8 protein-coding genes and 1 other RNA gene are annotated in these 11,779 nt (G+C 70.8%); 4 read left to right on the top strand and 5 right to left on the bottom strand.

What is annotated here, in order from left to right:
- Positions 1-46: 46 nt before the first annotated feature.
- The 3 genes from ACWD10_RS33410 to ACWD10_RS33400 all read right to left on the bottom strand — a co-directional run bounded on the left by ACWD10_RS33410 (position 47) and on the right by ACWD10_RS33400 (position 6,275).
- Positions 47-1,213, bottom strand: coding sequence for an enoyl-CoA hydratase/isomerase family protein (locus tag ACWD10_RS33410; protein ID WP_451097417.1), 1,167 nt, complete (start codon positions 1,211-1,213; stop codon positions 47-49).
- A 6-nt stretch (positions 1,214-1,219) separates the two neighbouring features.
- A complete protein-coding gene (locus tag ACWD10_RS33405; RefSeq protein ID WP_451097416.1) occupies positions 1,220-1,486 on the bottom strand; it encodes a DUF6507 family protein in 267 nt (88 codons plus the stop codon).
- Between the two features lie 88 nt (positions 1,487-1,574).
- The gene (locus tag ACWD10_RS33400) at positions 1,575-6,275 is read right to left on the bottom strand and encodes an FtsK/SpoIIIE domain-containing protein (RefSeq protein ID WP_451097415.1); all 4,701 of its coding nucleotides are present in this window, start codon (positions 6,273-6,275) and stop codon (positions 1,575-1,577) included.
- Positions 6,276-6,527: 252 nt separating this feature from the next.
- Here ACWD10_RS33400 and ACWD10_RS33395 point away from each other — a divergent pair, with 252 nt between their 5' ends.
- The gene (locus ACWD10_RS33395) at positions 6,528-6,818 is read left to right on the top strand and encodes a WXG100 family type VII secretion target (protein WP_451097414.1); all 291 of its coding nucleotides are present in this window, start codon (positions 6,528-6,530) and stop codon (positions 6,816-6,818) included.
- Positions 6,819-7,101: 283 nt separating this feature from the next.
- On the opposite strand, the gene rnpB is transcribed toward ACWD10_RS33395, so the two are convergent.
- An RNA gene (rnpB, locus tag ACWD10_RS33390) (RNase P RNA component class A) lies at positions 7,102-7,498 on the bottom strand.
- A gap of 86 nt (positions 7,499-7,584) precedes the next feature.
- Here rnpB and ACWD10_RS33385 point away from each other — a divergent pair.
- Both ACWD10_RS33385 and ACWD10_RS33380 read left to right on the top strand, forming a co-directional pair.
- Entirely contained in the window at positions 7,585-8,475 is an 891-nt protein-coding gene (locus tag ACWD10_RS33385) for a MerR family transcriptional regulator (RefSeq protein WP_451097413.1), read from the top strand.
- A 68-nt stretch (positions 8,476-8,543) separates the two neighbouring features.
- The gene (locus ACWD10_RS33380) at positions 8,544-9,386 is read left to right on the top strand and encodes a hypothetical protein (protein WP_451097412.1); all 843 of its coding nucleotides are present in this window, start codon (positions 8,544-8,546) and stop codon (positions 9,384-9,386) included.
- Here ACWD10_RS33380 and ACWD10_RS33375 read toward each other — a convergent pair.
- A complete protein-coding gene (locus ACWD10_RS33375; protein WP_451097411.1) occupies positions 9,337-10,827 on the bottom strand; it encodes an RNB domain-containing ribonuclease in 1,491 nt (496 codons plus the stop codon). The genes ACWD10_RS33380 and ACWD10_RS33375 overlap by 50 nt on opposite strands.
- A gap of 133 nt (positions 10,828-10,960) precedes the next feature.
- Between ACWD10_RS33375 and yaaA the strand changes: the two genes are divergently transcribed.
- Positions 10,961-11,761 (top strand): peroxide stress protein YaaA, encoded by an 801-nt coding sequence (gene yaaA / locus ACWD10_RS33370; protein ID WP_451097410.1) that lies wholly within the window; start codon positions 10,961-10,963, stop codon positions 11,759-11,761.
- Positions 11,762-11,779 lie beyond the last annotated feature (18 nt).

Here is an 11,779-nt window from a genome sequence, read left to right as displayed (position 1 = left end):
CCTGAATGGGGCTCGAAGCCTGAATTCATTGAGTGCGGTGGGACGCTCAGCGAGCCGCGGCCGACTGCTGGAACGTATCGCCTGGAGACATGGCCTCTCCCACGGCCTTGAGACCGACCTTTACTCCGGCGTCGATGGCGATTCCCGCGCCCAGGGGGTTGATGTTGACCCCCGGGATCATGTTGAGCCCCTTGGAACCGAGGAACTGACCCTCCATATATCCGGCTTGGGCGACGCCGCCCATGCGGGACATGAGGCCGCCCTTGTGTACGAGCTGGTACATGTCGTCGGACTTGCCGCCTATCTTCACCAGACCAGCCATGCCCAAACCGCCTTCGACCTGCTTCGAGGCCTTCCCGAAGGCAAGCAGCTTGGTTGAGCCGTCCTTCAACTTCTCCGCCTTGAAGCCCGCGCCGAGGGCTTTGGCCATGGCGTCGGCTCCCTTCCGGGACGAAGCGATCACCTTGGCCCCCTTGCCGAACAACCCAATCCCCGGCAGTAGCCCCACCGCATCCAGCCCAATGGTCGCCCAACTCACGTCCGCGCCACCGGCCTTGGCGAGGCCGTGCGCCGCCAGTGTGGCCGCGCCCGTGATGAGGGCCGCCGTGCCGAAGATCGCCGCGAGAGGCGGGAAGGGGAGCGTGAGGATCGCCAGCGTGCCCAGGAGCGTGGTCAGCTGGCTCAGCAGGTCGCCGAGCTTCTTGAGGATGTCGGCGTGGTCCTCGACGAAGCCGGAAATGTCGTCCCACGCGCTGTCCTCGACCGCGTCGTCGAGAGCATCCCGGATTTGCCCGGCGATTCTGTAGCCTTCGGTCGAAAAGTGGGCCACGGCCTCGTTCATCCGAGTCCGGGCTTCCTTCAGCGCCTCCTCGTCCTTCTCGTCCGCCATGGCTTGGGTGCGAGCCTTGCTCGTCTCGGTCTGGGCATACTCCAGTTCATTTGCCCATTGCCGGAGCAGGCTGCCTACCTTGTCGTATCTACCCTCGGCCTTGGCGAGCTTTCCCGCGAGGTCGTCCGCGCCTTCCTTGAGCTTGTCGGCGTACTTCCCCTTGAGGTTTTCGCCCTTCCCTACTTCACGGAGTCTCCTCGACTGCTCCCTGATGGTCCTCCCGACCTCATCGAGTCGGCGAGCCTCAGCCCTGATGTCGTCAGGGTCACCCGGAGTCGGGTCGTTGGGAGCGAGCGGAGTCCAATCCGTCGGACGCTTAGCCACGAGAGCCTATTCCTTTTCGCCGTCGGCTTCCTTGAATGCCTTGATAGCTGCTTTTACCCGCTTCTCCACGTCACCCATCTGCTTCATGAGATCTTTGCGGTACTCGTCCCAGCTGTCGGCGAACTCTTCCATCGCGGATTTGATGGACCCATTCCCGTACGCTTCCGCCATCGAATCCTGGTTGGACGCACAGGACTCGAATTCCCTTTGGAGGGTGCCGAAGTTCTTCTTGATCGCGTACAGCTCGTCGTAGGAAACGATCAGGTTGCTCATGTATTGCCCCCGTGGAGTTTCATTGGAAAGTACGCCTGCCGGCCCACACACTCCGGGGCCGGCAGGCGTAAAGCTCGATCGAGCGTCCTTATCCCGCCGGCACAGTCACCGTGAACGGCTCCCCATTCCCCAGATGCAGCAGCCCCTTGCCCGGGGTGACCGGGCCGCCCACCGAGCTGCGGGTCAGGCGGATGCCGATCAGGTCGCCGCTCGACGTGTCCTGCGGGGAGAGGAGCAGGCCGCGCTTGGCCTTCTTGATGTCGACCTGCCAGCCACTGAAGCCCGAGCAGACGTCGTCCTCGTCGCCGGCGATGACGATGCCGATACCGCGCTCGGCGCCCGTCGACATCAGCCTCTTGAACTCGTCCTCCGCGTCGCAGTCCTCGAGCGCCTCGCCGTCGTCGATCAGGATGACGATCGGCTGCTGCGGGGATGCCGTCGCCACGGCCTCCTTCAGCTCGTCCTCCTCGATGTCGCTGCCCGTGAAGACCGCAAGGACACCCTGAAAACCGCTCAGTTCGCGCAGCGGAGAGGTCCGCGGGGCGCAGACGACGAGGCGGGCGCCGCGGCCCACGAACGTACGCGCCAGGTTCATCAGGACCGTCGAGCGGCCGGACTTGGCCGGGCCCGCGATCACGAAGCCCGGCAAGCCCTGGGCCAGGTCCGGTCCGAAGGCCGTCAGGTCGTCGCCGCCGACGCCGACCAGGCCCCACAGCGGCGAGGCGGACGCCGCCGGGTCGATGTGCTGCCACGCCTGGTCGAAGGTGATGCGGCTGGGCAGCGAGTCCACCCGGAACGGCCGCATGGCCCGCGGCACCGCCGCGTCGCGGTGGGCCGCCCCTTCGCCGATCGCCACGAGGGCCGCGTTCTGGCCCTGGCCGGTGGCGTCGTCGCTCAGCAGCGCGAACTGGATCTCCGTACCGGCCTCGTTGCGGAAGGCGCGGCCCGGTGCGATCTCGTCCGGCACCTTGCGGCTGTTGAGGCCGATCATCGAGAAGTCGCTGCGGTCCGCGAGGCGCAGGGCGAGCTTGTCCTCCGTCAGCGAGGAGATCCGGCCGGTGAGGAGCTGCCGGTCACCCGTGATCACCAAGTGGATGCCGACGCTCGCGCCCTCGCGCATCAGGGTCAGCAACTCGTCGGTCAGCTCGCCGTGTTCCAGCTCGCCCAGCGAGGTGACCCAGCCCTCCCAGCGGTCGAGCAGCAGCACGATGTGCGGCAGCCGCTGCTCCGGGGGCGTCCCGGCGCGCTGCTCGCCGATGTCCGCGAAGCCGTGCTCCGCGAGCCGCTCCTGCCGCCTGCTCGCCTCCGCCGAAAGGCGGCGGACCAGGCGGACGGCCCGCTCGCTCTGGTTACGGCCCACGACCGCGCCGCAGTGCGGCAGCTTGGTCAGCGCGTTCAGCGCGCCGTTGCCGCAGTCGATGCCGTACAGGTGGACGTCGGCGCAGGAAAGGGTGCGGGCCAGGGAGCCCGCGATCGTACGAAGCACCTGGGAGCGGCCGCTGCGCGGCGCACCCGCGACGAGCAGGTGACCGAAGGTGGCGAAGTCGATCGCCGCCGCGCGGCGGGACTGGCTCGACGGCAGGTCCTCGATGCCGTACGGCGCCGGGGGCAGCGCGCCCTGTCCCTGCACCGGCGGCAGGTCCTCCGGCAGCACGGTCTCCGCGAGGGCCGGCAGCCACGGGCTGTGCTGCTGTGGGATCTGCAGGTGCGCGTTGGCCTCCCGGATGGCGTCGACCAGGACCTTCAGGTCGGTGATCTCCTCTTCCTCGCTCTTCGCCGCCGCGGGCTTCGCCAGCGCCTGGCGGCCCAGGTCGGCCCAGTCCAACTCCCCGGTCCACGGGGCGAAGGTCGCCGGGTCCACGGTGCCGGGGCGGCGGCCGCCGACGCGGCCGGACTGGAAGGGGATGAGGGAGGCGGCGCCGGTGCGCACGTAGGCGCGGCCGGGGTTGTTCTTGGAGATGTTGCCGGCCTCGGGCGAGTCGATGACGTCCGTCGACTCGCCGCCGTCGGTGACCCGCAGGGCGATACGGAGGTTGGTGTTGGCCCGGATCTCCGGCGAGACCACGCCGGACGGTCGCTGGGTGGCCAGCATCAGGTGGATGCCGAGGGAACGACCGCGCTGGGCGATGTTGACGAGACCGGTGACGAAGTCCGGCATGTCGCGGACCATGGACGCGAACTCGTCGATGACGAGCAGCAGTCGGGGCAGCGGCGCCATCCCCGGGTTACGGCGCACCAGGTCCTGGTAGTCCTCGATGTCCTTCGCCCCGACCTGGGCCAGGATGTGCTCGCGGCGGTGCAGCTCGGCGCCGAGCGACTCGAGGGCGCGCTCGACGAGGTGGGCGTCGAGGTCGGTGACCATGCCGACGGTGTGCGGCAGGTGGACGCAGTCCTTGAACGCGCTGCCGCCCTTGTAGTCGACGAGCACGAAGGTCATGTTCTCCGGCGTGTTCGCCACCGCGAGCGCGGCGACGATCGTCTGGAGCAGCTCGGACTTGCCGGAACCCGTCGTACCCGCGATGAGGCCGTGCGGCCCGTCCTTGCGGATGTCGATGCCGAACGGCCCGTCGTACGACTCACCGACCAGCGCGAGCGTGGACTGCCCGCCGGTCTGCCAGCGGCCGACCACCGCACCGGCCGTCGGCGGCTCCATCCCGATGACGTCGAGGAGCCGGCTGGCGTCCGGCAGCGCGCTGTCCGTCGCCTCGCCGCTGATGTCGCGCAGCGGGGCGAGTGCCCGGGCCACCCGGGCGCACCAGGCCGGTGAGACGAAGTCGGGCCGTACGCCCAGGACCTTGGACTTGCCCGCCTCCTGCACGCGAAGGCGCAGCACGGAGGGGTCGATCTGCTCCGCGGCCGCCGGGGCCGCGGGCGCGGGGGCGCCGCCCTGGTTGTCGAAAGCGAGCATCACGGCGGCGGTGTTGGTCATCGCCGACGAGGCGGGCTGGGCCTTCTTCTTCCCCTTCTTCTTGCGGCGCTTCCCGCCGGACTCGGCCTCCGCCTTCCGCCGCCGCTCTTCCTCGGCGGCCTGGCGCAGCACCTCCATCGCGTCGGTCGCGCCGCCGCCGGCCTGCTTCTCGTGCGCGGCGTGCCGGGAGTTGCGCGGCTCCGCGATCACGATGCCCTTGCACTCACCCGGCAGGAAGCGCTCCTCCTCGTCCAGGCATATCGCGTACATCGATACGGCCGGGCCTTCCTGGAGCAGCCGTACGACGCCGGGCATCGAGCGCAGTCGGCGCGAGCCGTCCCAGACGACGACGATGTCGGGGTCGGAGAAGCCCGCCTGGCCGCGGTTCTCCTGGGCGGCCTTCTGTCTGGCCTCGAGGATCTGGGTGAGTTCACCGATACGGGCGCCCACGGTCTCGGCGTCGTTCCCGATGAGGACGTTGGCGTCCTGCGCCGTCGGGCGGGCGTGCGGCAGCCAGCGGACCCAGTCCCAACCGGCCTGCGCGTGCGCCTCGGTGAGTACGTAGAACTGCACGTCGAGCGGGCTGTGCAGGGCGGCCGCCTGCGTCACCGACCACCGCGCCAGGCTGCGCGCGGTGTCGTCGGGACCCGCGAAGCCGATCACGCCGAGCTGGCCCAGGTGCAGGGTGACGGGGGTGTCGGCGATGTCCCAGGTGACCTGGCGGCGGTGGTCGTCCTGCTCGGGGTCGTCGAGGACGACGGCGGAGGGCAGTCGGCCGGTGCCCACCCGAAGGAGCAGGTGGTCGGCGTCGCTGCGGCGGCGCTCCCACAGCCGGGTGCGGGGGCCGGTGGCGTTGGCCCAGATGGTGCCGGGGTCCGGGTGGTCGAGGTTGCGGTCGCCGCGCTCCAGGACCAGCGCCTCCTGCGCGTCGCGCTCGATCCGGGCCTTGTGCTCCTCGTACTCCTGGACCTGCTTGGCGTGGGACTTGCGACCGTGCTTCTTGTCCCAGAAGTAGTTGGCGAGCATGATCACCGGGCTGAAGACCGCGATCAGCAGGTACGTCATGCGCCCCATCACCAACGCCATGGTGACGGCCATGGCGAGCGGGGACAGTGCCATCAGCCAGGGCAGCGGCCGGGCCTCGTACTCCTTCGGGGGCGCCGGCAGCCGGAACCTGGTGGTGCGCTCCGGCGGGCGCAGCCGCGGCGGGCGGTTGTAGTCGAGCCCGGAGCCGTCGTCGGACCACTTCAGGGCCGCGTCCGGGGGCGTGTAATGGGCCACGTCGAGCACGGTGTTGCCGATGGTGAGCTGGGAGCCGACGCGCAGCTGCTGCCCTTCGAGCGGCTTGCCGTCGACGCGCACCTCGAGCTCGGACTGCTTGCCCCCGGGCGCCGCACCCGGTCCGCCGCCCTGCATGCTGCCGTGCACGACGGACAGGCGGAGGTCGTTCGCGGCGACCACGTAGAGCGTCAGCGCGCGCTGGGGCAACTCCGGGTCGTTGATGATCAGTTGGCAGCCCTGGCCCGAGCCTATGTCGTACCGGCCGATGCCGAGCCGGTACACGGCACCGGCGTCGGGCCCGCTGGCCACCCGGACCTCGATGACACCGGACTGCTCGCCGGGCAGTGAGCCGGACGGATCGTCCAGGCTCACCACCGCGCCGTCGCGCAGCGGGGAGGTGGTGACGGTGTGGTTGGGGTCCACTTGGTAGTTGTCGACATAGAGCACCGGCCCCGGCTGCCCGGCGGGCGCGACGCCACCCCGCACCCGGGCCGCCAACTCCCGGGCGACGGCGTCGATACGGGTCTCCGGGTCGGCATCGAGGACGAGGTCTTTGCTGGCGTTTGTATAGGGGTCAACTACGGTCAGCTTCAAACGCACTTAGCTCCTCCTCGAAATGCCTCTCTACGAGGGAGAGAATATCGTCCCGGCAACTCGGCCGCGCACCGACGTTATGTCTCAACAACGTCCCGATTTGAGGGGAGTTCATGGCAGGCCGGACTCCGCTCATGTGCACCTGTGAGGGTTAGCGACTAGGCTGCTTGCGGCGTGTGCCGAACCCGGGTGCGCGCCACACGTATGCCCGGCCGGGAGGGGGAACCTCGCGGTCATCAACGGAGGGAAGGGGACGTCATGGCCAACAAGGACCTTAATGTCACATATGAGGACATGCGGGCCGCCGCGAAGAAGATGAACCGCGAGAAGGAGCGCATCGAGGAGAAGCTCCAGGACCTGAAGTCCTACATCGACGGCCTGCTCGAGAACGGCTTCGTCACCCGGTCGGCCTCGAAGAAGTTCGGCCAGGACTTCGAGGAGTTCAAGCAGGGTATGTCGAAGACCAACGAGGGTCTCGACGGCCTGGCCCAGTACCTGGAGAAGGCCGCGGACTCCTTCGAGAACCTCGACACCGAGCTCGGCAAGTAAGCCAGCGACTGCCGCGGTTGAGCTTGCCTGCGCGCGGCACCGGGGGTGAGGGTGGTATCGGCCTGGACCGGCCGGAACCGCCCTCGCCCCTATTTGCTTTCTGCAACTCGAGGCAAAGCAACGACATTTCTGCATTTCCGTTACATCTCTTACGGCACCTCCACAGAGAATTCACAGGCACCGGTATCGGCGGGCCGGTGCTGGGGCTTCTGTCCCGGTATGGCCGCAGTCGCGTGAGTCGCGTCGCATACGAAACCGGCGAAGGCCGGTCGGGGTGATGGGGCGGACGAGTCGGCCTGTACGCCGGGTTCTGTCTCCCGGGCGCCTTGCGGCGGCCGGGGAGGCGGCCATCCATCTAGGGCTCGCATTGCTGCGGGCCTCGTGCGGTCTACCCGCGGACTCGGGCGGGCCGCCCTCGATCATCCGCGCAGAGCCCGAAGGCTCCTCTTGACCTTGCTCCAGGTGGGGTTTACCTAGCCGTCTGGGTCACCCCAGACGCTGGTGGTCTCTTACACCACCGTTTCACCCTTACCGAGAGCCGGAGCTCTCGGCGGTCTGCTTTCTGTGGCACTGTCCCGCGGGTCACCCCGGGTGGCCGTTAGCCACCACCCTGCCCTGTGGAGCCCGGACGTTCCTCGGTGGGGTGGTGAAGCCCGCACCGCGGCCGCCCGGCCGGCTCGTCCGCCGTGGACCCCATGCTACCTGGAGCGAAGGCGGGTCCGGCGCGCCTTGACCTTGCCGCAGCGGCAACGTTTGTACTGGGGCCATGCGGATCGGAGAGCTTGCCGCCCTGGCCGGGGTCACCCCCAGGACCGTGCGGCACTACCACCAGCTCGGGCTGCTGCCCGAACCCGGACGACGCCCCAACGGATATCGCGAGTACGGGCTGCGCCACGCCGTGATCCTTGCGCGCATCCGGCGGCTGACCGAGCTGGGGCTCGGCCTGCCCGAGGTGCGCGATGTGCTCGCCGATGACCAGGGGCGCGAACTCGTCGAAGTCCTTGAGGAGTTGGACGGGGATCTTGCCAGGCAGGAGGACGAGCTGCGGATGCGGCGGGAGCGGCTGCACCAGCTGCTCGAACGGGCGCGGGCCGGGCAACTGCCCGCCGAGGGGCCCGTCTCGCCGGGGCTCGCCGAACTGCTCGGCGCCTTCGGCTCGGCCGCCGGGCCCGGCCACTCCCCCTCGGCCGCCCGGGACCGGGAGCATCTGACGCTGCTCGACTCGCTGGCCGGGCCCGGGCAGCGGGAACGGCTCTTCGCCGCACTCCGGCCGCTGGCGGACGACCCCGAGGCGGTGGCCCGCGTCAACGCGTTGTACGCGCGGCTCGACGAGCTCGCCGATGCCGAGCCCGGTGATCCCCGGGTCGGGCCTCTCGCCGCGGACCTCGCCACCTGGTTGCCCGAGGGGTTTCTCGAGCTGCTCGGTGAGCAGGGGGGCGAGCGTGCGGGCGCGGACCGCGGGGACGCGGGCGCGGGCACGGGCACGGGCACGGGCACGTTCGTGCTCAGTGAGGGCTTCGGGGCTGCCCTGCTCGCCGACTTCGCCCCGGCTCAGGCCGAGGCCGTGCGGCAGATGCTGGGGCTGCTCGGAGAGCGGGTACGAGACCGAGGCCAGGGCCAGGGCCAGGGCCATAGCCAGGGCGGGGGTTCGTCGTGACGCGTGCGGTCGGCGTCGTACGGGTTGCTCGGTGGGTGATGTGGGGCGCCGTTCCTGGTGAGCTTCTCGTGTTCGTTCTTCTCCTCGGGAGCGTGCGGGTGCCGGCCCTCGTCGCGGGCGCCGCCGAGCTGCTCATGGGGGTGGTGTTCGCCCTCCAGGCCGCCGTGCTGCTTCGGCTGTACGTCGCCGAGCGGCGCCGTGGGCTCGGGCGCCGGGCGGCCCTCCGCGCAGCCGTGCACACGCTCGTGCCCGTGCAACTACGGCGGCTCACCCGGCACGAACTCCTCGCCCTCCACAGCCTCGGGCTCTGGGCGCTGCGGCGTCGGCACGGGGTCCGTGACGGTGACCGGGCGGCCGCGTACACCGGGCCGCAGACGGCGATGCTCTTCGGGCTGCTCTTCGTGGCCGTCGTCGAGACCGTGGCACTCGCCGTGCTCATCCCCTGGCCGGTCGTCCATCTGGTGGTCCTGGTGCTCGATGTGTACACCGTCGTGCAGTTGCTCGGCATCCAAGCGGCCTGTGTGACCCGGCCCCATGTGGCGGGTGCGGACGGCTCGTTGAGGGTCCGGTACGGTGCGCTGCTGGACGTACGCATACCGGCTGAGCTCATCCGGCAGGCGCGCGTGGAGCGGCGTTATCCGGCGCACGGCAAGCACCTGTACGTGGACGCGGAAGCCCTGGACGGTGACGGTGCGCTCGATGTCGTCGTGGGCGGTCAGACGACCGTGTGTGTAGAGCTGACCGAGCCCGTGACCTTCGTACGACCGCTGGGAAAGCAGGCGCACGCGCGCGTGCTGCGGTTCAACGCCGACGACCCGCGCGCGCTCGTGACCGCCCTGACGCCCGTCCCGGACCCCGCCGCTACGCCGGGGCGAAAAGGACCTTCGCCACGCCCGGGTCGGCCTGCGTGAGCCGGACCCGCAGGCGCTCGCCCAAGGGGAGCTCGCCCGGGCCGCCCTCGACCCGGGCGACCACCGCCGGGTCCGCCACGTGCACGGTGCCGACGGCCGGTTCGTCCTCCCGTACGTCGATGACGATCGCGTCGAAGGTCTCGCCGACCCGGTCCTTGAGGAGCGCCGCCTCGACGATGTCGACGCACTCGCGCTCGACGGTGTTGCCGCGCCGACTGCCGTCCGCCATCCGCGCGGGCAGCTCGTCGAGGGCCCGGAGCACCCACTCGGGCGGCTCCTCGCCCGCGGCCGCGGCCAGGCACAGCTCCCCGGCGTAGCGGTCGGCGAGGCGGCGCAGCGGGGCGGTGCAGTGCGTGTACGGGGCGGCGACCGCGGCGTGCACCCGCGGTTCGGGCACCTTTCCGTCCCGGAACACGCTGTAGCCCGCGCCGCGCAGCAGGGTCGTGCACTCCTCGAGGAACGCGGCGTGCCGCGGGCGGCGCGGGTCGAGGGAACGGACCAGCTCGGCGTACGGGACGTGGTGCGGCCAGTCGACGTGCAGGGCCGTCGCGGCGCGCCGGAGGCGGCCGACCGCGCCGTCCGGGGCGGTGGGCAGGGTGCGCAGGATGCCGGTGCCGTAGGTGAGCATCAGGTCGGCCGCGGCCATGCCGGTGAGCAGCGAGATCTGGGCGTTCCAGCCCTCGGCGGGCAGCGGGGCGCGGTATTCGAGGGCGTACGAGGTGCCGCGCTCGGTGGCTCCCTGCTCGGAGGCTTCGGGGACCTCGACGATCTCCTGCTCCGGAACGCTGAGCGAGATGCCGCCGCGCTCGACCTCCCGGGCCTCGCGCAGCGCGCCGATCTCCTTGAGCAGGTCAAGGGGCTCCTCGGCGGTGCCGGAGTCGATCGCCTTCTGCACGCTCGCGTAGTCCAGCTTGGCGCGGCTGCGGATGAAGGCGCGGCGTACGTCGGTGGCGACGGTACGGCCCTCCGCGTCGAGGTCGAGCGTCCAGAGCAGGGCCGGGCGGGTCCGGTCGGGCAGCAGGCTGGCGGCGCCCTCGGAGAGCACCGGCGGGTGCAGCGGAACCCTCTCGTCCGGGAAGTAGAGCGTCGTCACGCGCGCGTGCGTCTCGCGGTCGAGGGCGCCGCCGGGCTCGACGAAGGCGGCGACGTCGGCGATGGCGTACTGGACCTGGTAGCCGCTGTCACCGGGGCGGCGGGACAGGAACATGGCCTGGTCGAGGTCGGTCGACGTGGGGGGATCGATGGTGAAGAAGGGGATGTCCGTCGCGTCGTACGCCCGGTCCGTCACCGCCTTCCGCGGGCGCTGCGCGACCAGCTCCGCCTCGGCGAGCACCTCCGGCGGGAAGTCCTCGGGCACCCGCAGTTCGGCCCGCAGCGCGCGCAGGGCGGTGCGCAGCGGCGCCTCGGCTGCGCCGGTGGTGTGCAGGTGGCGGCGGGGCATGGATCGAGCGTAGGACGTGGGGCGTGGGGCGGCCTGTTGGACGGACCACGGGGGCCGTGGCCGTGGGGCCCGAGCGGTTACCCTGCACCGGGGCCGCACCCCCTCCCCCGCTCTGCCCAGAAGGAGAACCGCCGTGCTCGTGCTGCTGCCGCCGTCCGAAGGAAAGGCCGCTTCCGGTAGCGGTGCTCCGCTGAAGCCGGAGTCCCTGTCGCTGCCGGGCCTCGCCGAGGCGCGCGCCGCGGTCCTGGACGAGCTGGTGGAACTCTGCGCCGGGGACGAGCTCAAGGCCCGCGAGGTGCTCGGGCTCAGCGAGGGCCTGCGCGGCGAGGTGGCCAAGAACGCCGAGCTGCGCACCGCGGGCGCGCGGCCCGCCGGGGAGATCTACACCGGCGTCCTGTACGACGCGCTCGGCCTCGGCACCCTCGAACCGGCCGCCCGGCGACGGGCCGAAGAGACGCTCCTGGTCTTCTCGGGCCTGTGGGGCGCGGTACGGATCGGCGACCGCATCCCCTCGTACCGCTGCTCGATGGGCGTGAAGCTGCCGGGGCTCGGCGCCCTGAACGCCTACTGGCGCGGCCCCATGGCGGACGTCCTTCCGCAGGCCGCGGGCGACGGGCTGGTGCTCGACCTGCGCTCCTCCGCGTACGCGACCGCCTGGCGGCCGAAGGGCGAGGTGGCGGGGCGTACGGCGACGGTGCGGGTGCTGCACTCACAGATGGTCGACGGGGTGGAGAAGCGGTCCGTCGTCAGTCACTTCAACAAGGCGACCAAGGGGCGGATCGTGCGGGACCTGCTGGTCTCCGGCGCCGCGCCCGCCGACCCGGCCGCGCTGGTGACGGTGGTGCGGGATCTCGGGTACGTCGTGGAGGCGGAGGCTCCGGCCAAGGCGGGGAAGGCGTGGCAGCTGGATGTGGTCGTGACGGAGATCCACTGAGCCGGCAGCAAGGTCTCT

The sequence above is a fragment of the Streptomyces sp. NPDC002851 genome (assembly GCF_053591935.1).
Note: the sequence above shows the minus strand (reverse complement) of the source record. Positions and strands in the feature narration are given on the sequence as shown.